Annotated in this window: 23 protein-coding genes and 1 pseudogene; 14 read left to right on the plus strand and 10 right to left on the minus strand. The window is 60.0% G+C overall.

Annotated features, from left to right (window positions below):
- Nucleotides 1-14: 14 nt before the first annotated feature.
- Together RAE21_RS03820 and RAE21_RS03825 are read left to right on the plus strand one after the other, a co-directional pair.
- Complete coding sequence (locus RAE21_RS03820; protein ID WP_313880221.1) at nucleotides 15-1,307, plus strand: hypothetical protein; 1,293 nt, start codon at nucleotides 15-17, stop codon at nucleotides 1,305-1,307.
- A 17-nt stretch (nucleotides 1,308-1,324) separates the two neighbouring features.
- Nucleotides 1,325-1,939, plus strand: a complete 615-nt coding sequence (locus tag RAE21_RS03825; protein WP_313880222.1) for a hypothetical protein — start codon at nucleotides 1,325-1,327, stop codon at nucleotides 1,937-1,939.
- A gap of 88 nt (nucleotides 1,940-2,027) precedes the next feature.
- Here the strand turns inward: RAE21_RS03825 and RAE21_RS03830 are convergent, their stop codons facing one another.
- Entirely contained in the window at nucleotides 2,028-2,924 is an 897-nt protein-coding gene (locus RAE21_RS03830; protein ID WP_313880223.1) for an NAD(P)/FAD-dependent oxidoreductase, read from the minus strand.
- Complete coding sequence (locus tag RAE21_RS03835) at nucleotides 2,921-3,409, minus strand: Rrf2 family transcriptional regulator (RefSeq protein WP_313880224.1); 489 nt, start codon at nucleotides 3,407-3,409, stop codon at nucleotides 2,921-2,923. Before RAE21_RS03835 ends, RAE21_RS03830 begins: the two co-directional genes overlap by 4 nt.
- A gap of 144 nt (nucleotides 3,410-3,553) precedes the next feature.
- On the opposite strand from RAE21_RS03835, the gene RAE21_RS03840 reads away from it, so the two are divergent.
- A complete protein-coding gene (locus RAE21_RS03840) occupies nucleotides 3,554-4,060 on the plus strand; it encodes a DinB family protein (protein ID WP_313880225.1) in 507 nt (168 codons plus the stop codon).
- An 81-nt stretch (nucleotides 4,061-4,141) separates the two neighbouring features.
- Here RAE21_RS03840 and kynA read toward each other — a convergent pair whose 3' ends face one another.
- Nucleotides 4,142-5,026, minus strand: a complete 885-nt coding sequence (gene kynA / locus RAE21_RS03845; protein WP_313880226.1) for a tryptophan 2,3-dioxygenase — start codon at nucleotides 5,024-5,026, stop codon at nucleotides 4,142-4,144.
- Between the two features lies 1 nt (nucleotide 5,027).
- Nucleotides 5,028-6,338, minus strand: a complete 1,311-nt coding sequence (kynU, locus tag RAE21_RS03850) for a kynureninase (RefSeq protein WP_313880227.1) — start codon at nucleotides 6,336-6,338, stop codon at nucleotides 5,028-5,030.
- A 123-nt stretch (nucleotides 6,339-6,461) separates the two neighbouring features.
- On the opposite strand from kynU, the gene RAE21_RS03855 reads away from it, so the two are divergent.
- Both RAE21_RS03855 and RAE21_RS03860 read left to right on the plus strand, forming a co-directional pair.
- Complete coding sequence (locus RAE21_RS03855) at nucleotides 6,462-6,938, plus strand: Lrp/AsnC family transcriptional regulator (protein ID WP_313880228.1); 477 nt, start codon at nucleotides 6,462-6,464, stop codon at nucleotides 6,936-6,938.
- A gap of 56 nt (nucleotides 6,939-6,994) precedes the next feature.
- Nucleotides 6,995-7,489 carry a hypothetical protein gene (locus tag RAE21_RS03860; protein ID WP_313880229.1) on the plus strand — a complete coding sequence of 165 codons (495 nt, stop codon included), beginning with the start codon at nucleotides 6,995-6,997 and terminating at the stop codon, nucleotides 7,487-7,489.
- A gap of 51 nt (nucleotides 7,490-7,540) precedes the next feature.
- Here RAE21_RS03860 and argF read toward each other — a convergent pair whose 3' ends face one another.
- Complete coding sequence (argF, locus tag RAE21_RS03865; protein WP_313880230.1) at nucleotides 7,541-8,512, minus strand: ornithine carbamoyltransferase; 972 nt, start codon at nucleotides 8,510-8,512, stop codon at nucleotides 7,541-7,543.
- Nucleotides 8,509-9,727, minus strand: a pseudogene (locus tag RAE21_RS03870) (acetylornithine/succinylornithine family transaminase). The gene argF and the pseudogene RAE21_RS03870 overlap by 4 nt, the downstream one beginning before the upstream one ends.
- A 242-nt stretch (nucleotides 9,728-9,969) precedes the next feature.
- Here RAE21_RS03870 and RAE21_RS03875 point away from each other — a divergent pair.
- Complete coding sequence (locus RAE21_RS03875) at nucleotides 9,970-10,308, plus strand: DUF3579 domain-containing protein (protein WP_087494413.1); 339 nt, start codon at nucleotides 9,970-9,972, stop codon at nucleotides 10,306-10,308.
- Nucleotides 10,309-10,432: 124 nt separating this feature from the next.
- Here the strand turns inward: RAE21_RS03875 and rpsT are convergent, their stop codons facing one another.
- Together rpsT and RAE21_RS03885 are read right to left on the minus strand one after the other, a co-directional pair.
- Nucleotides 10,433-10,732, minus strand: coding sequence for a 30S ribosomal protein S20 (rpsT, locus tag RAE21_RS03880; protein WP_094478292.1), 300 nt, complete (start codon nucleotides 10,730-10,732; stop codon nucleotides 10,433-10,435).
- Between the two features lie 67 nt (nucleotides 10,733-10,799).
- A complete protein-coding gene (locus tag RAE21_RS03885; protein WP_313880231.1) occupies nucleotides 10,800-12,101 on the minus strand; it encodes a GGDEF domain-containing response regulator in 1,302 nt (433 codons plus the stop codon).
- Nucleotides 12,102-12,208: 107 nt separating this feature from the next.
- Between RAE21_RS03885 and murJ the strand changes: the two genes are divergently transcribed.
- A complete protein-coding gene (gene murJ / locus RAE21_RS03890) occupies nucleotides 12,209-13,774 on the plus strand; it encodes a murein biosynthesis integral membrane protein MurJ (RefSeq protein WP_313880232.1) in 1,566 nt (521 codons plus the stop codon).
- 15 nt (nucleotides 13,775-13,789) lie between these two features.
- Nucleotides 13,790-14,644: a SirB1 family protein gene (locus tag RAE21_RS03895; RefSeq protein WP_313880233.1), complete on the plus strand. Its 855-nt coding sequence runs from the start codon at nucleotides 13,790-13,792 to the stop codon at nucleotides 14,642-14,644.
- Nucleotides 14,645-14,684: 40 nt separating this feature from the next.
- On the opposite strand, the gene purM is transcribed toward RAE21_RS03895, so the two are convergent.
- Nucleotides 14,685-15,734 carry a phosphoribosylformylglycinamidine cyclo-ligase gene (gene purM / locus RAE21_RS03900; protein WP_313873458.1) on the minus strand — a complete coding sequence of 350 codons (1,050 nt, stop codon included), beginning with the start codon at nucleotides 15,732-15,734 and terminating at the stop codon, nucleotides 14,685-14,687.
- Nucleotides 15,735-15,818: 84 nt separating this feature from the next.
- Between purM and RAE21_RS03905 the strand changes: the two genes are divergently transcribed.
- The 6 genes from RAE21_RS03905 to RAE21_RS03930 all read left to right on the plus strand — a co-directional run bounded on the left by RAE21_RS03905 (nucleotide 15,819) and on the right by RAE21_RS03930 (nucleotide 22,050).
- Nucleotides 15,819-16,901, plus strand: coding sequence for an AI-2E family transporter (locus tag RAE21_RS03905; RefSeq protein WP_313880234.1), 1,083 nt, complete (start codon nucleotides 15,819-15,821; stop codon nucleotides 16,899-16,901).
- Nucleotides 16,902-16,910: 9 nt separating this feature from the next.
- Nucleotides 16,911-17,594, plus strand: a complete 684-nt coding sequence (gene hda, locus RAE21_RS03910) for a DnaA regulatory inactivator Hda (protein ID WP_313880235.1) — start codon at nucleotides 16,911-16,913, stop codon at nucleotides 17,592-17,594.
- The gene (locus tag RAE21_RS03915; RefSeq protein ID WP_313880236.1) at nucleotides 17,591-18,277 is read left to right on the plus strand and encodes a histidinol-phosphatase; all 687 of its coding nucleotides are present in this window, start codon (nucleotides 17,591-17,593) and stop codon (nucleotides 18,275-18,277) included. The genes hda and RAE21_RS03915 overlap by 4 nt, the downstream gene beginning before the upstream one ends.
- A gap of 30 nt (nucleotides 18,278-18,307) precedes the next feature.
- Complete coding sequence (gene pcnB / locus RAE21_RS03920) at nucleotides 18,308-19,885, plus strand: polynucleotide adenylyltransferase PcnB (RefSeq protein WP_313880237.1); 1,578 nt, start codon at nucleotides 18,308-18,310, stop codon at nucleotides 19,883-19,885.
- Between the two features lie 8 nt (nucleotides 19,886-19,893).
- On the plus strand, nucleotides 19,894-20,367 hold the full coding sequence (gene folK, locus RAE21_RS03925; protein ID WP_313880238.1) for a 2-amino-4-hydroxy-6-hydroxymethyldihydropteridine diphosphokinase: 474 nt from the start codon (nucleotides 19,894-19,896) through the stop codon (nucleotides 20,365-20,367).
- Between the two features lie 72 nt (nucleotides 20,368-20,439).
- Nucleotides 20,440-22,050 (plus strand): methyl-accepting chemotaxis protein, encoded by a 1,611-nt coding sequence (locus tag RAE21_RS03930; protein ID WP_313880239.1) that lies wholly within the window; start codon nucleotides 20,440-20,442, stop codon nucleotides 22,048-22,050.
- 57 nt (nucleotides 22,051-22,107) lie between these two features.
- Here the strand turns inward: RAE21_RS03930 and RAE21_RS03935 are convergent, their stop codons facing one another.
- Nucleotides 22,108-22,566: a RidA family protein gene (locus tag RAE21_RS03935; protein ID WP_313880240.1), complete on the minus strand. Its 459-nt coding sequence runs from the start codon at nucleotides 22,564-22,566 to the stop codon at nucleotides 22,108-22,110.
- Between the last annotated feature and the right edge of the window lie 60 nt (nucleotides 22,567-22,626).

The following is a 22,626-nucleotide window of genomic DNA, read 5'->3' on the forward strand; positions in this document are numbered from 1 at the left end:
TGGGAGGTACAAAAATGCATGAAACATTGGAGGCACTTCAAAAGCAGCTCGAACAGGTTGTTGCACAAGTCAAGGCCACTATTCCAGCCGATCAACCTTTTGGGATCGCTCACGCGAACTGGAGTTTTCCCGGTCTCACGAGTGAGGATTTGGCTGCTGAAGCCCAGTCATTGATCGATCTAATTGATCAGTGTGGTGGCGATAACCTGGGCCAGGCCGAAGATGTGTTGCTGGACTACGTTCGTCGGATCAAATTTCTCCACGGAAATACAGTTCCGAATATTTGGGGAAACTCCGCTGCAGGTGTTCCCACCTATATGTTCACTCTTCAAGGTTTGCGAAAGGAGTTAACTACTGTACTTTTGCCAAATGATCATGCAGCGACAGTGGTCAAACTTCGCAAGCTAACGGCTCAAGTACGAAGCATGGAAGCTCGACTGCAAGAGCTTGAGCCACGCACCATTACTTTGGCAAATATGGTTTCGCGAATTGAAAATGCGCACGATGCCGCAGATCAATTGCCGACCGATTTGGCATCTCTTGCAGAAGCCCGAGATAAGCTAGATAGCTTGCTCCGAGATGCAACCAAAGATTACGGCCACATTGAGGGACTTCGTGGTGAGGCGAACACTCTGGACGAGAAACTTCGACAGAGCGCAGACGACGCGAAATCAGTATTGGAGCGGTGTGAAACCGCATACTCTGCGGCGACAAGTGTTGGCTTAGCTGCGGCGTTTTCCGAACGGTCCGGTGTATTGTCAAAGTCTATGTGGATCTGGGTTGCAGGCTTGGTGGTGTCGCTGTGCGCGGGAAGCTATTTTGGATCTACTCAACTTCATGCTCTCTCTGAATTGTCCAAACAGCCGACAGCGACCACTTCTCTAGTTGTTTTGAACCTCTTGCTTTCGTTGTTGTCTGTGGGAGCACCTGTTTGGTTCGGTTGGCTTGCTACTAAGCAGATTGGACAGCGCTTTAGGTTGGCAGAGGACTACGCATTCAAAGCGTCAGTCTCGCGTGCATACGAGGGATTTCGCCGTGAAGCTGCTCGAGTTGACAAAGATATGGAAGCACGACTTTTGTCTTCCGCTTTGGGGCGATTGGATGAAATTCCTTTGCGCCTTGTTGAAACGGAAGCGCACGGTAGTCCTTGGCATGAACTTGCATCATCGCCGATAGTTAAAAATGCAATGAGTCTTGTGCCTGAATTTGCGGATCAGGTTAGAGAACTAGCATCCAAAGCCCTGAAGACGGTATCTGCGAACGGTGCGAAAGCTAATGCGCAAGCCGTTGATAGTGGCATCAAGTAGTTATCTGGAAATCTCAGATGAGTGGTGAATCTAGTTTATTCAAGAGAGGATGGGAAACTGTTGTTTACTACGGTTCCGGAGAATGGCTACTTGTCCAGAATGGTTCAAATGGTGGAGCTTTGATTCTTCTTCGTTCGCTTGTCGTCGCAATTGAACTAACCTGCATCTCGCTTTTGTTGAGGAACTTGATTGATCCGGATCTAACTGACCAAGTGTCCTGGACGGCTTTTCGAACTCAGCTGATAGAAATCGCACCGTGGTTTGCAGCCGCTACAGGTGCAGTCTATGCAGCGCTGTACGCAAGATTCTCTGCGCAATGGTCATATTTGGCGGGGCTGTACAACCAGATTAAGCAGGCAGAGCTTGAGATGTACAACGCTTCACCTGCCAGTGCAGAAGGGTTGAAGCGACTCGCCGAGTGGAAGGCCGGCTACATTGAGGATGCCCAGTCACTTCATCTTCATGCAAAGGAGAATGTCGCGGCGGTAGTTCACCATTGGGGCAAGAACCCATTGGTTGCAGAAGCATTTGCCAATACGACACCTGGTGGGAGTGAGCGTTGGTCCTCGCTTCAGCGTAGTGCTCTTATTGCATATGAGAAGGCGGCGAAGCGGTATTCACAAGAGTCTTAACTGTGGTTTCCCATTTTGCGAAACCGGATACAAAGTAGTTACTTCATTCGGATTTGTAAAAGGTGTGGTGATCTGTTTTGTATGCACCTCAGATCATCGAAGCCCGATGCGCCCCAAACCCAGCCATCGCCCCATCCGCCACGGCTAGCGTCACGTTCCCCGCCGCCCGCGCCGCATCGCCACACGCAAACACATTCGGCACGCTAGTAGCCTTGAAGTCATCCACCTTGATGAACAGGCCCATAGGGCCATCTTCCAGCGCGCAGCCCAGTTGCTCGGCCACGGGGCTGGCCAGCAGCGTGCGCGGCTGGGTGAACAGGCCGTTCATGCTTAGAGTGCGGCCGTCTCGCAGCATCACATCGGCATGGCCGTCTATGCGGTTTATCAAAACCGGCTCCACCTGCGTGCCACGGCGGGCGATGGTAGCCATGTCTTCGTCGCTTGGCGTGTAGGCGCCGTTAAGGAAGAGGGTGGGGCTACCCCAGTCCGGCAGCATCAACGCATGGTGTAACGCCAAGGGCGACGCGGCGATGATGCCGATGGGGCCGGCATTCATCTCGTAGCCGTGGCAATACGGGCAGTGGAAGATGCTGCGGCCCCAGCGCTCGGCCAGGCCGGGCACTGGGGGCAGCTCGTCGCGGACGCCGGTGGCCAATATGAGCCGGTGGGCGCTGATGGCCTTCGTGCCCACGCGGAACTCCAGCCGCCCATCAGTTGCCACGCGGGCGTCTTCTGCGGTGCCGTGCATCCATTCCACATTGGGGTAGTTCATGAGCTGCTCGCGGGCGTCGGCGGCAATCTCGGCGGGCGGGCGGCCGTCTTGCGTCAAGAAGCCGTGGGATGTTTCACCCGCCGCGTCTACAAAACGGTTGCGGCGCTGGCCGGCGTCTACCACCAGCACGTTGCGGCGCGCACGGGCCAGTTGCAGGGCGGCAGACAGGCCGGCGTAACTGCCGCCGATGACTGCAAAGTCGATGTGCTTCATGCGGTGTGTTCCTTCAGATGGTGGTGGTGGCTGGTATGGCTTGTGTGGCCCGATGCCTTGTGCTGCGCCATACGGCGGTGAAAGTCGGCTGACAGCGTGGCAAGGGTGACGGCGCCAAAGCGTTTGAGCAGCAGGGCCTCGGCCTCTTGGGCGGCGCCGGCCAGTGCGTCGTTCACCGCCTGGGCCACCAGGCAGGTGGGCCGGTCTTCCCTAAACCCCAGCGACACCAGCGGCGGCGCGCCCAGCGCCTGGTACACATCGCCCAAGGTGATGCGGTCCATGTCGCACGACAGCACCCAGCCGCCGCCGTGGCCCTTAGCCGACACCACAAACCCGGCGTCGCGCAGGCCGCCCATCAGGCGGCGCAGCACCACGGGGTTGGTCTGCATGGCGGCGGCCAGCGCCTCGGAGGTGGCGGGGCTTTCGCCCTCGGCCATGTGCAGCAGCACGTGGAGGATGTCTGAAAGTTGGCTATTCTGTTTCATGCAACTATTTTAGTTGCATGAAATTTCCCTTTCAGAAGATGGTCATTCGTCAGGGGCCAGCACTCTGTAGCTTGGGACGTCGATGAGACGGCGACACAACCCATAATTACCAGCACCCCACAGCCCCTTACACCGGAGCCCGCCATGTCCCTCGCCATCCTCAAAACCCTGTTCGCCCAGAAAACGTGGGCCAATGCCGAGTTGTTTGATGCCATGCATCTGGTGAACCCGGTGCAGCATGCCGAGCCGCTGCACACGGCCACCCGCACGCTGAACCACATCTATGTGGTGGACCGCATCTTCTGCGCCCATTTGTTGGGCGAGGCGCATGGCTACACCCAGACCAACACCGACGAAACTCCCGCACTGGGCGACTTGCATTTCGCCGCTGCCGAGACAGACCACTGGTTTGAAACCTATGTGGCGGGCCTGAGTGAAGCTGCGCTGGCCGAGAGCCTGAGTTTTCAGTTCACCGATGGGGATGGCGGCCGCATGACGCGGGAGGAAATGCTCTTCCACGTGTTGGCCCACGGCTCGTACCACCGTGGCAATGTGGGGCAGGTGCTCAAGGGCATAGGCATGGCGCCGCCGCGTGACTTGCTCACCAAGTTCTTGCACCAGCGCGAGCCGGCACGGCGCCAGTCCGCTTGAGTAGCAGTGGATTGCTATTTATTTGATAGCTGCTAGCGCATATTCCACGTGCGCTAGCGGCCTATTTGGCTTGTAATTGGCCTACAGCGCCGTGCGCAGCGTCCAGATCTCGGGGAACAGCACCACGTCCAGCATCTTGCGCAGGTAGCTCACGCCACCGGTGCCACCGGTGCCGCGCTTGAAGCCGATAACCCTCTCCACAGTGGTGACGTGGCGGAAGCGCCAGAGGCGGAAGGCGTCTTCCAAGTCAGTCAGCTCTTCGGCCAGTTGGTACAGGTCCCAGTGGGCCTTGGGGTCGCGGTAGACCTGCAGCCAGGCGGCTTCGACTTCAGGGCTGGCGGCGTAGGGTTGGGTCCAGTCGCGCTGCAGGTGGCTAGCAGGCACGGCAATGCCGCGGCGGGCCATGAGCTTGAGGGCCTCGTCGTACAAAGACGGCGCTTCATATGCCGCTTGCACCAGCGCCAGCCGCTCGGGCGCATGGGCGTGGGGCTTGAGCATGGCGGCGTTTTTGTTGCCCAGCGAGAACTCGATGCAGCGGTACTGAAAGCTCTGGAATCCGCTGCTCTGGCCCAGGTAGGGCCGCATGGCGGTGTACTCAGGCGGCGTCATCGTAGCCAGCACGTCCCAGGCGTGCACCAGCTGCTCCATGATCTTGCTCACGCGCGCCAGCATCTTGAAGGCGGGTGGCAGGTCGTCCTGCGCAATGTGCGCCATAGCGGCAGTGAGCTCATGCAGCATGAGCTTCATCCACAGCTCGCTGGTCTGGTGCTGGATGATGAAGAGCAGCTCGTCGTGCGTGGGCGACAGTGGTTTCTGCGCACCCAAAATCGTGTCGATCTGCAGGTAGTCGCCATAGCTCATGGAGTTGCTGAAGTCGAGCTGGGCTTTTTCTTCAGCGACGATCGATTCGCCCGCGGTGGGGGCGCCCCCGCCGTGCATCGGGCAGCCAGAGGTGGTGTTGCTCATATCAGGTCACCGCGTGCTTTTGGTTGAACTCGGGCTTTTGCCACTCGCCAGTTTCCAAGACCTGGCGCAGATGCTCCACCGCGTTCCACACATCTTCAAACCCGATGTACAGCGGCGTAAACCCAAAGCGCAGGATGTCTTTGTGGATGCCACCATCGCCTGCGCGGTAGTCGCCAATCACGCCACGCGCAATCAGCGCTTGCACGATGGCAAAGGCACCGGAGCCCAAGGCACCACCGGCGGCGTGCTCGCGGGTCAGGCACACCTGCGAGCCGCGCTGGGCATGCTCACGCGGGGTGGCCAAACCGAGGCCGTAGCCTTGGCAGCGCTCTTCCACCAGCTGGATAAACAGGTCGGTCAGCGCCAATGATTTGGCGCGCAGGGCCGTCATGCCGCCCAGTTTCTCGGCCGCCTCAAAGCCCTCCAGACCGCAACCCAAGAGCGACATGCTGACGATGGGCTGGGTGCCGCACAGGTAGCGGGTGATGCCGGGGGCGGGTTGGTAATCGGGCGTGAAGGCAAAAGGTGCCGCGTGGCCCCACCAGCCAGCCAGGGGCTGCCAGAAGCGGTCGGCGTGTTTGGGGTTCACCCACACAAAGGCTGGCGCGCCGGGGCCGCCGTTCAGGTATTTGTAGCCGCAGCCCACCGAGAAGTCGGCGCCCGAGGCTTTGAGGGTTACCGGCACCGCGCCCGCGCTGTGAGCCAAGTCCCACACCATCAGCGCGCCGGCGGCGTGGGCAGCGGCGGTCACGGCGGGCATGTCGTGCATGGCGCCGGTGCGGTAGTTCACGTGGGTGAGCATCAGCACGGCCACGTCGGCGGTGAGTGCGGCAGCAATCTCTTCAGGCTCCACCAGCTTCAGGGTGTAGCCGCGCTCTTTGCACAGGCCTTCGGCGATGTAGAGGTCGGTAGGGAAGTTGCTGCGCTCGCTCACGATGAGCTTGCGCTCCGGCGCGTCCTGCGCGGCGATCGACAAGGCAGCAGACAAGACCTTGAACAGGTTGATGGAGGTGCTGTCGGTGGCCACCACTTCATCCGCATCTGCCCCGATCAGCGGGGCAATGCGGTTGCCCAAGCGTTGGGGCAGGTTGAACCAGCCGGCAGTGTTCCAGGAACGGATCAGGCCTTGGCCCCATTCCTGGGTGACGACCTCAGCTGCGCGGGCAGCGGCAGTCTTGGGCATCACGCCCAGCGAGTTGCCGTCGAGGTAGATCACGCCCTCCGGAATATCAAACAGCTCGCGCAAAGGGTGCAAGGTGTCTGCGGCGTCGCGGGCGCGGCAGTCGTTCAGGGTCAAGGGCGTAGTGCTCATGGTGTCTCGAGGAGGGTTGTTTTGAGAAATTATGTGTTGAGATCCTTGGGGTGATAAGTTTTAATCACTGAGTTCAAAAAATTAGACTAAGTTAGTCTTTTGACTAAAGAAATTGGAAAATTCATGCAGCAAGTGACTGACAAAGCCGACCGGCTCCTCTTGCGGGCCTTGCAAGACAACGCGCGCCTCACTTCCGGCGAGTTGGCGCAGATGGCCCATTTGTCGCAGTCGCCCACCTGGCGGCGCGTCAAGCAGCTGGAGGATGCCGGCACCATCAAGGGCTACCACGCCGCGCTGGACCGGCGGGCGCTGGGCTACAGCGTGCTGGCGTTTGTGTTGATCGGCATTGACCACCAAAACGAAGCTTCGTCACAGGCCTTTGTGCAGGCGGTGTCCGAGATTCCCGAGGTGGTGCAGTTCCACGCCATCTCGGGTCAGGCCGACTTTTTGGTGGGACTGGTGGCGCGTGACCTGGACCACTATTCCGAGCTGTTGCAACGCAAGCTGCACCGCTTGCCGGGCGTGCGGCAAGTGCAGTCGCACTTCTCGTTACAAGAATTCAAAGGCCAGATGGCGGATCTGCCGGTTCCCTTGGACTAGGTCCGGTTTACCATTCCGTTCACAGTAAACCCACTGCAAACACAAAAGGATTCGTCATGAAACATCGTTCGCCTGTGGTACGCGCATGGGCTCGGGCCACAACCCTGGGCTTGGTTTTCTCTGTTGTGAGTTGCGCCGCATGGGCCGCCAAACCGGAGTGGGCGGGCAAAGGTAAGGGCAAGCACGAAGAAGAATCCCATGCCCAAAATCAGCAAGGGGGCTCGATAGAGATCCGGGTGGGCAGCTACTTTGGCGACGACCAACGCCGCGCCGCGCAGGACTACTACGGTGCCCAACAGGCCAAGGGCAAATGCCCGCCCGGCTTGGCCAAAAAGAACAATGGATGCCAGCCACCCGGCCAGGCCAAGAAGTGGTCGCGTGGCCAGGCGCTTCCGAGGGATGTGGTTTTCTACCCGCTGCCACGGGACATATCTGTGCGCATCGGCTTGCCGCCGGCCGGCTACAAATACGTTCGGGTGGCCAACGATATTCTGCTGATCGCCATTGGCACCAGCATCGTGGTGGATGCGATTGAAGACCTGATGCGTTAATGCCGCACAGCGACGGCATGCACCTGCGAGGTTGCACGCCGTCGTGGGGGGTTAGAGCTTGCCGAGCAGCAGGTACTCCATCAGCGCCTTCTGCACGTGCATGCGGTTTTCGGCTTCATCCCACACCACGCTTTGCGGGCCGTCGATGACCTCGGCTTCTACCTCTTCGCCACGGTGGGCGGGCAGGCAGTGCATGAAGATGGCGTTGGGCGCGGCCACGGCCATCATCTTGCGGTCCACGCACCAAGCGGCAAAGGCTTTGCGGCGGACTTCGTTTTCAGCCTCGTAGCCCATGCTGGTCCACACATCGGTGGTGATCAGGTCGGCGCCTTGGCAAGCCTCCATCGGATCGCTATAAGTTTTATAGCTGCCCGCGCCCATTCCGCCTGCGCTAGCGGCCAATTTCTCATTAACTTCATAGCCGCTGGGGGTAGACACGCGCAAGTGGAAACCCAGCTTGGCAGCCGCCTGCAGCCAGGTGTTGGCCATGTTGTTACCATCGCCCACCCAGGTCACGGTCTTGCCCTGGATGGGGCCGCGGTGCTCGATGTAGGTAAAGATGTCCGCCAGGATCTGGCAGGGGTGAAACTCATTGGTCAGGCCGTTGATGACGGGCACCCGCGAGTTGGCGGCAAAGGCTTGCAGCTTGCTTTGCTCGTAGGTGCGAATCATCACAATGTCGGTCATGCGGCTGATTACCTTGGCGCTGTCCTCAATAGGCTCGGAGCGGCCGAGCTGGCTGTCGCCGGTGGTCAGGTGCACCACGCTACCGCCCAGCTGGTACATGCCGGCCTCAAAGCTCACGCGGGTGCGGGTGGACGCCTTCTCGAAGATCATGGCCAGCGTGCGGTCTACCAGCGGGTGGTGCCGCTCAAAGCGCTTGAACTTGGCCTTGATGAAGGCGGTGCGCTCCAGCAGGTAGGCGTATTCGTCGGCACTGAAATCGTCAAACTGCAGGTAGTGCCGCACTGGCGGCGCCCCTTGGGGCAGGGTGCTGGGGATTCCGTTGTTCAGGGGGCTCATGCGGTTTCCTTCAGGAAAGCGGAAATCAGGGGTGCAAGGATGGCGACGATCTCGTCGGCCTCGGCGGTGCTCAAAACCAGGGGCGGCACCAGGCGGACCACACTGTCAGCGGTCACGCTGATCAGCAGGCCACCATCCGCCGCGCGTTGCACCAGGGCACCGCAGGGCTTGGACAGGTCCACACCCAGCATCAGGCCCTGGCCGCGCACTTCTTTCACGCCGCCGTTGGCAATCTCGGCTTTCAGGGCGGCTTCGAGTCCGGCTTTCAGGTGAGCGCCCACCTTCTCGGCATTGGCAATCAGGCCATCGGCCTCCATGATGCGGATGGTTTCGACCCCTGCGCGCATGGACAGCGGGTTGCCGCCAAAGGTGGAGCCGTGGTTGCCGGGTTGGAAGATAGTGGCCGCTTTGGGGCCCACCACCACGGCGCCCACCGGCACGCCGGAGCCCAGGCCCTTGGCCAGCGGCATCAGCGTCGGGCAGGATGCCGGCCCACTGGTGGGCAAACCACTTGCCGGTGCGGCCCATGCCGCACTGCACTTCGTCAATCATCAAGAGCCAGTCGCGCTGGTCGCACAGGGCTCGCACCTCGCGCAGGTAGTCCATGTGCATCGGGTTCACGCCGCCTTCGCCCTGGATGGCTTCAAAGAACACCGCCACCACATTGGGGTTGCCTTCGGTCGCAGCTTTGAGGGCGTCAATGTTGTTCACCGGCACGCGGATAAACCCCTCCACCAGCGGGCCGAAGCCGGCTTGCACTTTGGGGTTGCCTGTAGCACTCAGGGTGGCAATAGAGCGGCCGTGGAAAGCCTTTTCATAGACCACCACTTCAGGGCGCTCAATGCCCTTGTCGTGGCCGAACTTGCGGGCCAGCTTCAGGGCGGCTTCGTTGGCCTCCAGGCCGGTGGAGCAGAAAAACACATTCGTCATGCCCGAGCGCTCTACCAGCAGCTTGGCCAGCTCTTCCTGCAGGGGGATGTGGTAGTAGTTGGAGGTGTGGATCAGCTTGGTCAGCTGGTCTTGCAAAGCGGGCACGAGTTGGGGGTGGTTGTGGCCCAGGGTGTTGACCGCGATGCCGCCCAGGGCGTCCAGGTATTCCTTGCCGTTCACGTCCCACACGCGGCAGCCTCGTCCATGGCTCAGGGCGATGGGCAGTCGGCCGTAGGTGTTCATCACGTGGGGTGAAGACGGCGTGGTAACAGTGGCGGCGGTCATGCGGTAACTCCGGTGGTGGCTACAAAACAGATCGGCCCGACTGATGCAAAGGCCAGTCGGGCCGTTGAAGCCTGATTTTAGGCGCACTGGGCATGGCGGTTTCGTGACAAATCCACATCACACTGATGCGCGTCGGCATAGCTGGTTTGTCATCTCCATGACAGCGGAGCGGGTAGAATTCTTGTGCGTCGCAGCACCGTGATCAACCGGTGGGCGAACCCCCTGAAATTTTTCACGCACTGATGGCTACCACTCCTCCAAAAGAACTCTACATCCTGGGAATCACGCGGCAAGGCAAGACCTTTCGCCCCAGTGACTGGGCGGAGCGTCTGGCCGGCGTGATGAGCCAATTCCGCCCCGGCGGCGCCACCCGCGGTAGCCATCTGGGCTACTCGCCATGGTGCGTGCCCACCTCGATCGGGCAGGTGAAATGCGTCATCGTGCACCCCGACCTGCGGGACTACGACGTCATGGCTTGGGATTTTTGCCTGAACTTTGCCCGTGACAACGAGTTGCAAGTCAGCGAGACCCGCCCCGAGGCGCCTGCTGCGCCCGCCGCTCGTCCGGCAGCTTCCGAATAATTTTTTTGTCCTGACGACAGAAACAAAAAAGCCGTTCAGATGAACGACTTTTTTGTTTTTGCTGACAGCGCACCCTTACAAACGGCGAACCTTGTTGCCAAGGTCCGTGCGATTGCCTAAGTGATTAGGCTGCGAGTGCCAAGGCTTTCACCTTGGTAGCCAAACGGCTCTTATCGCGTGCTGCCTTGTTCTTGTGGAAGATGCCCTTGTCAGCCACGGTGTCCACCACGGCTTGCATCTTGGCAAACAATTCTGCGGCTTTGGTCTTGTCACCGGCCACAACTGCCTTTTCCACGTTCTTCACCGCGGTGCGGTATTTGGAACGCAAAGAAGTGTTTGCTGCATTGATTTTGATGTCCTGACGGACGCGTTTACGGCCCGACGCCAGGCGCGGGTTCTTTTTCTTGGGTTTACCAGATGCCATGATTAATATTCCTTGTGTTGGAGGATGTTGTCAGCAAAGCCGATGATTATATACCGGCCCAGCTGAATCAACCCACCAGGCGATTCCGCCCTTGGGCCTTTGCCTCGTACAAGCGTTGGTCGGCCACATGGAGGAGGGCGTTCAAGTCGTCATCGTGCCCGCCGTGGATACCGATACTGATCGTCACTTTGATTTCTTCCGGCATGCCTTCGGCAGCGTTGAGGGGCAACAGCTCCCGGAACGCATCGAGCCTAGGCCGCAAGAGCTCGACGGTGTGGGATTCGCTGAACAGCGCAAACTCTTCACCGCCAATGCGGGCGATCAGGGCGTCCGGGAAGTGTTTTCGCAGGTAGTCTGCAACAAAACGGATCACGATGTCGCCATTGGCGTGTCCGAAACGGTCGTTGATCGATTTGAAGTGGTCAATATCCAGCATGGCAACCACCACCGGCTGCGCCGCGTTTTTGGCAAAACCGTGGCGCACACCGCCTTGCTCGAAAAAATGTCGCCGGTTGTAGAGGCCGGTCAGAGAGTCCACGTTGGCCAGGTGATGCAAGCGATCAACTAGCTCCAGCATCTCGAGGTTCTGGTTGACCCGGCAGGTCATTTCCTCGAACGAATAGGGCTTGGACATGAAGTCGTTGGCCCCGTGCTTCAGGAAGCGTGCCGAAATGTCGGAGTGGTCTTCCCCGGAAATGCCGATGATGGCGAGGCGCTCTTTGCCCATGGTGCGGCGGGCTTCTGTCACGAATTCGAAACCGTCCACCACCGGCATGTTGTAGTCGATCAGGGCCAGCTTGATGTCGGGTTGTGCAGCAAGCACCGCCAAGGCTTCGCGCCCGTTGTGCGCTATTTGCACATTGAGGCCCTGCATGGACAGCATGCGGCGAATGACTTCCAGCGAAGAGGGGGAGTCGTCAGCCACCAGAACTTTGAGACCTGCGTTCCGGATCAGGCGGCTTAGCCATTGCACCGCGTATTCAAAGGAGGGCAGCCCTTTTTTCAGCACGTAGTCGACGATCAGACCCTGCGTCATCATGTTGCGGATATCTTTGGTGATCGTGCCGGTCAGGGCTATGGCCGGGATGTGTTTGGCAGCGATCAGCTCGAATACTTCCCCATAGGGAGCATCGGGCAGGTTGGCATCGCAGACTGCGGCGAATATTTCGTGGCCGTGCTGTTCCAGGAGGGCGTTAGCCTCGGCGAGTGAGTAGGCGGTGAGAACCGTGCATTGCCACGCCTTTTTGACCATGCTGGTGAGCATTTCAGAGAGGGCTCTCTGGTCTTCCACGATCAAGACGCAGCTTTTACCCGGTGGCATGGTGGCTGCACGCGCGGGCCTGAATGAGTGGCGCAGACTTGTTTTCATAAAGTATCCAACGATATGGCTCGAGACTGCTGATTCAAACACGAAATGGGGCTGTCTGGAATGGTGACATTGATTCCCCACTCTGCGCGCGCCGCTACACTTGCCCTGTGAGTCTTATCAAATCTGTATCTACCGTGTCCCTGTGGACATTGGCCTCCCGGGTCACCGGCCTGGCCCGCGAGCTTTTGGTGGCGGCTGCGTTTGGCGCCAGCGCAATGACCGACGCTTTCAACGTCGCTTTCCGCATCCCTAATCTGTTTCGCCGTTTGTTTGCCGAAGGCGCCTTCAGCCAGGCCTTTGTGCCGGTCTTGGCCGCCAGCAAAGCCAAAAATGGCGACGTGGCGACCAAGCTGCTGGTGGATCGGGTGGCCACCTTGCTGGCCTGTGCCTTGGTGCTAACCTGTGTCGTGGGGGTGATCGCTTCGCCACTGCTGGTTTGGGCCATGGCGAGTGGCTTGCAGAAAGACCCGGCGGGCTACGAGGCGGCCGTGTTCATGACCCGCTTCATGTTTCCTTACATCGGCTTTATGTCGATGGTGGCCCTGTCGTCCGGCATATTAAATACTTGGAAACGCTTTGCGGTGCCGGCTGCTACGCCCGTTCTCTTGAACCTGAGCATGATCGGGGCCGCTTGGTTGCTGGTGCCTTGGTTCAAAGGGCAGGGTATTGAGCCGATTTACGCGATGGCAGTCGGGGTGATGGTCGGCGGGCTGCTGCAACTCTTGGTGCAAATTCCGGCCTTGAGCCGTTTAGGCATGTTGCCGCGCTTCAGCCTGCAGTGGGCCATCTTGCGGGAAGCCTGCGCCGACCCTGAGACGCGGCGAATCGGCAAGTTGATGTTGCCGGCCTTGCTGGGTGTGAGCGTGGCCCAGATATCGCTGTTGATCAACACCCAGATCGCTTCGCACTTGCCGACCGGCAGCGTGAGCTGGCTGACCTATGCCGACCGCTTGATGGAGTTTCCCACCGCCATGCTGGGTGTGGCCTTGGGGGTGGTGCTGATGCCGCAGCTGGCCGGTGCGCGCGCCAGAGATGATGGTGCCGGCTACTCCGCCTTGCTGGATTGGGGGCTGCGCATTGTGGTCTTGCTGGCAGTGCCCTGTGCGGTGGGCTTGTTGACGTTCTCTAAACCCCTGGTAGCTGTGCTGTACCACTACGGTGCATTTACGTCGCTTGACGTGCAGCAAACCACCTGGGCTCTGATGGGCTGGGGTGCGGGTTTGGTAGGAATCGTTGCCATCAAAGTGCTGGCCCCGGGCTATTACGCCAGCCAGGACATCAAAACGCCGGTCAAGATTGCGGTGGTGGTGTTGATTGCTACTCAGTTGATGAACCTGGCGTTGGTGCCGATGTTTCAACACGCGGGCCTGTCTTTGTCTATCAGCCTGGGTGCCCTGATCAATGCCACATGGCTCTTGATCGGCTTGCTGCGCCGCGGCAGTTTTCAGCCTTCGTCGGGCTGGGGGCGCTTTTTGCTTCAGGTAGTGGCATCTTCCGCGGTCTTGGTGGTTTACCTTCTCTGGGCCGCCGGTCTGGTGGATTGGGTGGCCATGCGCGCCCAGCCCTGGTTGCGCATCGGTTGGCTGGTCCTTTTGATGGCAGGCTCTGCCGCGGTATATTTTGGAGCCTTGTGGGCGGCGGGTTTGAATGTGCGCCACTTCTTAAGGCGCTAAACCGGGAGGATGAGTATGAAGTTGGATCTGACAGTCCCCTCCGCGTTGGAGTATTTCGCCAGTTTGGTCGGCAGTGACCAGGACTTGGCGCTGTTTGAAGCCGCACTCAGCCTGGGGCAGGACGAATACCCGGAGCTCGATCTGCAATCCAGCATGGCCGAAGTGGATCAGCTGGTGGCCCGTCTGCAACGTCGCCTCGCCGACGACGCATCCGCCCTGCAGCGGGTGCGGGTGTTGAACCAGTTTTTCTTCACAGACCTTGGCTTCGCCGGTAACGTCAATAACTATTACGACCCGGACAACAGTTTTGTGTCGCAACTGCTGCGCACGCGGCGCGGCATCCCGATTTCGCTGGCCGTGCTCTGGATGGAGTTGGCCCAAGGCTTGAAGTTGGATGCCCAAGGGGTCAGTTTCCCCGGGCATTTCATGGTCAAGGTGAATCTGCCGATGGGCCAGGCGGTCATTGACCCGATGTCGGGCCGCTCCCTCAGCAAAGAAGAGCTGTCTGAAATGTTGGAACCATTTCGCCGCCGCAGCGGCTTGGTGGATGATTTCGAAGCGCCCCTCGGGCTGTACCTGCAAGCCGCATCGCCCCGCGAAATTCTGGCGCGCATGCTGCGCAACTTGAAAGAGATTTATCGCTCCCAGCAGGACTGGCCGCGCTTGTTGGCGGTGCAGGAGCGTTTGGTGGTGCTGTTGCCGGAGTCATGGCCCGAGTACCGCGACCGCGGTTTGGTGCATGCCGAGCTAGGCAACTCACGGCAGGCTCTGTCCGACTTGGAGCTCTACCTGGAGCATGCCAGCCATATGGTGGACACCGAGCAGATTGTGGAGCAGGTCAAAATTCTGCGTATCCAAACCGGTATCTAAACGCCGGGCAAGCGCTTGCCCGGCGGGTGGGGCATAAGTCTTAGCGAACCACCACTTGCGCACCGTCACCTTGGGCGGCGATCGTGCCCACGGTGTAGACGGTTTCGCCGCTGGCGCGCAAGGTAGCGGCTGTGGCTTCTGCGTTGGCAGCGTCCACCACCACGACCATGCCGATGCCGTTGTTGAAGGTGCGGTTCATCTCGATGTCGTCAATGCCAGCGGTCTGTTGCAGCCAGGCAAACAGCTCGGTCTGCGGCCAGCTGCCCTTGACCAAATGGGCTGCGGTGCCTTCAGGCAACACGCGGGGAATGTTTTCCAGCAAGCCGCCACCGGTGATGTGGGCCAGAGCCTTGATCGGGTGGGCTGCCAGCGCAGCCAACACGTTTTTCACGTACAGGCGGGTGGGTTCCATGATGGCTTGTTTAAAAGGTTTGCCGTCCAAAGTGGCGGGCACAGTGCCGGCAGCCTCTGCACGCTCGATGCATTTGCGGACCAGGCTGAAACCGTTCGAGTGCACACCGGCAGATGCCAGGCCCAACACCACGTCGCCGGGCTTGACGTCAGCGCCGGTCAAAATTTTGGATTTTTCTACTGCACCCACACAAAAACCTGCCAAGTCGTATTCGCCAGCGGGGTACATGCCGGGCATTTCGGCGGTTTCACCACCGATGAGGGCGCAGCCGCTCAACTCGCAACCTTTAGCAATACCGCCGACCACCGCGGCGGCGGTGTCCACATCCAGCTTGCCGCAGGCAAAGTAGTCCAGGAAGAACAGGGGCTCGGCGCCTTGCACCAGCACGTCGTTCACACTCATGCCGACCAGGTCGATACCCACGGTGTCGTGCATGTTCCACTCAAAGGCCAGCTTGAGCTTGGTGCCCACGCCATCGGTGCCGCTCACCAGCACGGGTTCTTTGTAGCGCTTGGGCACTTCAAACAAGGCCCCGAAACCGCCGATACCGGCCAACACGCCTTCGCGCATGGTTTTCTTGGCCAAGGGCTTGATGCGTTCGACCAAGGCGTCACCGGCAACGATATCGACACCGGCGTCTTTGTAAGAAAGGGGAGTGGAGGCAGAAGATTGGGTCATGGGAGGTAACGTTTGGGGTGAAGCGGAGGCAGACCCCGATAGAATTTGCCTAGATTTTAAGGGTTTGCCCCTTCTCTTTCTCTCATGCCCCTCACCCCCACCCAAAAAAGTTTCGCTGCATGGGTCGCCATTGCAGTATTTGCCGTCCTCGTTTTATGGCTGTTGGCGCCTGTGTTGGCGCCATTTGCCGTGGCGGCGGTACTGGCCTATGCGCTCACGCCGGTGGTCAATTGGATCGATGACATCGGCCTGGGCCGCATCCCCCGCGTCGTGGCGGTGGTGCTGGTGGAGGTCTTGTTTTTGATTGTGGTGCTGAGTGTGCTGTTGCTGATTGTTCCGATTCTTGCCAAAGAAATGCCGCTGCTGCGGGAGCAGTTTCCCGTGCTGCTCGACAGTTTGAACGAGTCGCTGAAGCCACTGTTTGCCCAATGGGGCATCAAGCTCAACCTGGATGTGGGCAGCATCAAGAACTTTGTCATGAAGTACCTCAACGCCAACGTGGAAGATGCCTTTGGCTCGGTGCTGGCTTCGGTCAAGTTGGGCGGGAGTGTGGCGTTTGCCCTGATTGGTAACGCCATTTTGATTCCCGTGGCCTTGTTTTACCTGCTCATGGACTGGGCCCGTTTCATGGGGCAGTTGCGGCAATTGGTGCCGCCACGCCTACGGGCCCCGACCGATAGTTTCTTGCGTGAGGCAGATGAGGTGCTGGGGCAGTACCTGCGTGGCCAGTTGTTGGTGATGGTGATTCTGGCCTTCGCCTACACCTTGGGCTTGGCCATGTTCGGCTTGGACTTGGCTTTGCCGATCGGGGTGTTTACCGGGTTGGCGATTTTTGTGCCTTATCTGGGTTTCGGGGTCGGGTTGGTGCTGGCCTTGTTCGCAGGCCTGCTGGAGTTTTCGGGCGAGCATGGTATCGGCTACCCCTTGGTGATGGTTGCGGTGGTCTATGGCTTGGGTCAGGTGATTGAGAGTTTTGTGCTGACGCCGCGCCTGGTGGGCGAGCGCATCGGCCTGCACCCTCTGGCTGTGATTTTTGCCTTGCTGGCGTTCGGTCAGCTGTTCGGTTTTGTGGGGGTACTGGTGGCCTTGCCTGCCAGCGCGGTGCTGCTGGTGGCGATACGCCGCGCGCGCTCGGGCTACCTCGGCAGCCGTTTGTATCTGGGGTGACCCCTTCGTATGAAACAGATTGCGTTGGATATCGGTTTGTCTACTGGCCCTACGGTGGCCAACTTCTTTGCCGGCCCCAATGAGGCCGCCCTCCGACACCTGGAGTTGTGGATTGGCGACGAGAGCCACTCTTTAACCCGCTCGCCGGTGCCCACGTACATCTGGGGGCCGGAGGGCAGTGGCAAAACGCACTTGCTCAAGGCTGCCCGCGAAGGGTTGCGCGAGCAGGGTGCGCGCGTGGGCTGGTTGGGCGCCAATGACGAGCCTGCTGATTTCGATGAGCGTTGGGCTGCGGTGGTGCTGGATGACGTGCACCTGTTCACCGCCGAGCAGCAGCACACCGCGTTTAACTGGTTCGTTAACGCCCATACCCACCACAAACCGGTGCTGGCGGCGGGCGAGTTTGCCCCCATCGATCTCAAGTTGCGCGACGACTTGCGCACCCGGCTGGGTTGGGGGCACATCTTTAGCTTGCAGCTGCTGAGTGAGTCCGAGCGACGCAGTGTCTTGCGCCAAGCGGCAGATGCCCGGGGCGTGTTTTTGAGCGATGAGGTGATGGACTTCATGCTCAACCGCTTCAGCCGCGACCTCGGCAGCCTGATGGAGCTCCTCGACCTGATGGATGGCTACGCCTTGCAGACCCAGCGCGCCATCACCATTCCGTTGATCAAATCCATGCTGGAAAACACATGACCGTGAAAAAGATTGCCCTGTTTGACCTGGACCACACCCTGATTCCGCTGGACTCTGACTACGCCTGGGGCGAGTTCACCACCGCTTTGGGATGGACCGATGCCGAACTCTTCAAGCAAAAGAACCAGGAGTTCTACGAGCATTACAAGGCCGGAACGCTGGATATCCACGCGTACATCCGGTTTGCCACTGCAGCGGTGATCCGCCAAGGCGCTAGCAAATCGATAGCTGCTCACGCAGATTTCATGAGGGCTATCATCCAAAAAGCCATTCAACCCCAAGCCTTGAAGCTGGTGCAGGATCATCAGGCCGCTGGCGATACAGTCATCATCGTCACCGCCACCAACGCTTTCGTCACACGGCCGATTGCCACTGCGTTTGGCGTTGAAGAGTTGATCGCAGTCGATCTCGTGAAAGACGATGCCCCCGGCGGCACCGGTTGGTACACGGGCGAGATTGCCGGTGTGCCGTCTTTCCGCGAAGGCAAGGTCACGCGGGTGAACCAGTGGCTGGCAGACCGCGGTTGGGGCTGGGACACCGTCCACACCACCTTCTATTCAGACTCCATCAACGACGTGCCGCTGATGGAAAAGGCCGATGTGGCCGTGGCCACCAACCCCGATCCGCGCTTGCGCGCACTGGCCGAGCAGCGTGGATGGCGCATACTCGAGCTCTTCTCCTGACCCGCGGGCAGGACTGTTAGGAACAAGAACTTGATCAAAAAATTTATCGATAAATTGCTGGGCAAATCCCCCGCTGCACCGGGCGGCAAGCCCAACTTCGGCAAACGGATGGAAATCCCGGTGTCGGTGCACGGCATCGACCCCAGCTTGGTGGACGACCGTGCCATCAACGTGGTGCGTACCCTGCAGCAAGCGGGTTTTGAGGCGTATGTGGTGGGCGGTGCGGTGCGCGACCTGCTGGTCGGCTTGCGGCCCAAAGACTTCGATGTGGCAACCAACGCCACACCGGAGCAGGTCAAAGGATTGTTCCGTCGTGCGTTCATCATCGGGCGGCGTTTCCGCATCGTGCACGTGGTGTATGGCCGCGGGCGTGAGCATGAGGTGATCGAGGTATCGACCTTCCGCGCCTATCTGGACAACGCCGCTGCCGAACAAGTCGCCGGCAACGAGCGCACCAGCAAGAGCGAGCTGGCCAACTTGAAGCATGCCGTGGACAGCACCGGCCGGGTGCTGCGCGACAACGTCTGGGGCCCGCAGGAAGAAGACGCGGTGCGCCGCGACTTCACCATCAACGCGATGTACTACGACCCTGAAACCCAGATCGTCGTGGACTACCACAACGGCCTGAAGGACTCCAAGAGCCGCACCTTGCGCATGATCGGCGATGCGGCCACCCGGTATCGCGAAGACCCGGTCCGCATCATCCGTGCGGTGCGCTTTGCGGCCAAGCTCAGCCCCCTGGGTTTCAAGCTCGAGCCCAAGACCGCCGGCCCCTTGGTCAAGAGCCAGAAACTGTTGCACGACGTGCCCCAAAGCCGCCTGTTTGACGAAATGCTCAAGCTGCTGCAAACCGGGCACGCGTTGGCCTCCATCGCGCAACTCAAAGAACTGGGCTTGGCGACCGGCATTTACCCCCTGCTGGATGTAGTAGTAGAGCGCGCGGGCCAGAGCTTTGTGGAAGCCGCCCTGAAAGACACCGACCGCCGCGTCGGCGAAGGCAAGCCGGTGGCGCCCAGCTTTTTGTTGGCCTGTGTGCTGTGGGACGATGTTCGCAAGGGCTGGGACCAGCGCTTGGCCCGCGGCGAACACAGCCACCCGGCCTTGCAGGATGCGATTGAAGATGTGTTCAACGCCCGCATCGGGGATGTCTCCGGCCGTGGCAAGTTGGCTGGCGACATGCGGGAAATCTGGTTGATGCAGCCCCGCTTTGACAAGCGCGTAGGTAGTACGCCTTTTGGCATGGCCGAACAACCCCGGTTCCGTGCCGCTTTCGACTTCATGCGCCTGCGTGCGGACGCAGGCGAGGTGGACGAGGTGCTGGCCGACTGGTGGCAAGAATTCAGCATGGCCAGCGACGATGTGCGCCAGGACATGGTGGACCAGGTCCGCGCCGAGCAACAGCAGCAACGCAAGCAAGCCCCCAAAGGTCCACGCGTTGCCAAGCAGCCCCGTGAACCCCGCGCCGCTGATGCAGCGCCCAGCGGCCTCGCAGAAGATGCGCAGCAAGGAGCCGCTGACACTGGTGGTGATGCGCCGCGCAAGCGCAAGCGTCGTCGTCGCAGCAATGCCAGCCGTGGCGCCGGCAGTGCCGGACCTGCGGCCGAATAAACCCGGCCATGCAGCGCGAGCCTGTCGAGGCCTATATTGGCCTTGGCGCCAATTTGGGTGATCCCATGGCGGCCTTGCGGCAGGCCTTGGGTCGATTGGCAGAACTGCCCCACACAGAGGTGATTCGGGCGTCCGGCCTGTATGGCAGCACGCCGGTGGATTCCAGTGGGCCTGATTATGTGAATGCGGTGGCCTGCGTGCGCACGCGTTTGACCGCGCCCGCGCTGCTTTCGGCCCTGCAGGCGCAAGAGAACCAGGCCGGCCGTGAGCGCCCGTACCGCAATGCCCCTCGTACCCTAGACCTTGATGTGCTGCTTTACGGCAGTGCCCGCATGGCCGGGTCGGTATTGACGGTGCCTCACCCGCGCATGACAGAGCGCGCCTTCGTGTTGATGCCCTTGGCCGAAATCGCGCCGGACCTTGTATCAGCCACGCAGCTGGCCGCGGTGAGTGATCAAGGAATCTGGCGGCTGGCAGGGTAAATCCCCGTCTTTTCTCCATTCTGTAACCGGTTACCCCGTGGTTAAATTACAGAATAATTAAAGGAGATTGGAATGCAGTTCAACCGGATGCGGCTGGCCACCAAGCTGTGGTCGGCCATGGCCGTCATGGTCGTTTCGTTGGCGCTCATCATTGCCTTTACCGCTTTGCAGTCGCGCAAGTCGCGCGAGGCCTATGGCGCGGTGAATGCCACCATGGTCACCCAAATCAAGCACGCCAACCAGCTGGCGGCGCTGGAAGATGTCAATGCCACCCGCGCGTACGCGGTGGTGGTGTCCACCGACCCGGGTGTCGCCAAAGCCTTCAAAGATGAAATCAGCGCGAGCAACAGCCGCATTGAAGAGCTGCAAAAGACCATTGAAGCCAGTGACCTCAGCGAAAAAGACCGGCAACAGCTCGCCAAAATAGCGTCGTTGCGCAAGACGTTACAGGATTTGACCAGCCAGACGGCCTTGCTCAAGGTCACCAAACCGGCGGAAATGCCAACGTTTGTGGAGACCCAATACCGCCCTGCGGTCATGGCGCTGCAGCAAGGCCATGCCGAATTTGTAGCCATGCAAGACGCAGCCAGCGAAGGCCTGCGTGAGAACTTTGAGTCCGAAGGCCGCAAACTGATCGTCATGTCTGCCGGTGGGCTGGTGGTGCTGATCGTTGGGATTTTGCTCGGGGCGGGGTTCTTGATCCGCTCGATCAAGCAACCCTTGTCACAGGCCAATGCCTTGGCAGCCCGTATTGCGGAAGGCGATTTGAGCTCTGCGGTCGACGAGTCAAGGGCGGATGAGTTCGGCGACCTGATGCGCTCTCTGGCTGCGATGAACCGGGCCTTGTCGCTCATGGTGGCCCAGGTGCGCCATAGCACTGACAGTATCGCCACTGCCAGCAGCGAAATTGCCACGGGCAATAACGATTTGGCCCACCGCACCGAAGAAACCTCGAGCAATCTGGCGTCTACCGCGTCCAGCATGGACAGCTTGACCCAAGCCGTGCGCATGAGCTCCGACAACGCCCGGCAGGCCGGTACCCTGGCGGCCAACGCCTCCAGTGTCGCGCAGCGCGGCGGCGACGTCGTGACCCAAGTGGTGCAGACCATGCAAGAGATCGATGCCAGCAGCAAAAAAATTGCAGACATCATCAGCGTGATTGATGGGATCGCCTTTCAGACCAACATCCTTGCCCTGAATGCTGCGGTCGAGGCGGCCCGGGCCGGCGAGCAAGGGCGAGGCTTTGCGGTGGTGGCCTCCGAAGTGCGCTCGCTTGCCGGGCGCAGCGCTGAGGCCGCTAAAGAAATCAAAACCTTGATCGGCACCTCGGTCGACAAGGTAGAGCACGGCACCCAGCTGGTGACGACAGCCGGTGCCACGATGCAAGAGATTGTGCAAAGCGTGCGCCGGGTGGTGGATGTGATTGGCGAGATCACAGCCGCCTCGAGCGAGCAGAGCAGCGGTATTGCAGACGTGAATCACGCCATTTCGAACCTCGACCAGATGACCCAGCAAAACGCAGCATTGGTCGAAGAAAGCGCCGCCGCTGCCGAGAGCCTGCGCGACCAGGCGGCGCAGTTAGCACAGGCGGTAGCCGTGTTCAAGGTAGATGCGTATGCTGGCAGCAATCGCCCGCTGGCTCCGCAATTGCCGGGTCATGCGCATCACTTGAGGCTGCGCTAGGGACCAAAAAAACGCTGCCGAGGCAGCGTTTTTTTATGGGTTCACCGGGATGGCCAATCAGGCGATTTCGGCAATCAGCTCGATTTCCACGCACGCACCCATCGGGATCTGGGCGACACCGAAGGCGCTGCGGGCATGTGCGCCGACTTCGGGGCCGAAGACTTCACCCAAGAGCTCGCTCGCGCCGTTGGTCACCAAGTGTTGCTCGGTGAAATCGCCGGTGGAGTTCACCAAAGACATGACCTTGACAATGCGTTTGACCTTGTTCAGGTCGCCCACCGCAGCGTGCAGGGTACCCATCAGGTCGATCGCGATCGCACGCGCTGCCGCTTTGCCTTGCTCGGTGGTGGTGTCTTTGCCCAACTGGCCGACCCAGGGCTTGCCGTCTTTTTTGGCGATGTGGCCGCTCAGGAACACGAGCTTGCCGGTTTGCACAAACGGCACGTAGGCTGCTGCCGGAATGGCAACAGGTGGCAAGGTGATCTGGAGTGCGGCGAGTTTGTCGTAAATGCTCATGGGAAATCTCTCAGGTTTACAAGTAAAAAGTGCATCTGGCGCTCAGAGAATGCGCGCCTA

The organism is Rhodoferax potami, from assembly GCF_032193765.1.
Lineage (GTDB): Bacteria > Pseudomonadota > Gammaproteobacteria > Burkholderiales > Burkholderiaceae_C > Allorhodoferax > Allorhodoferax potami.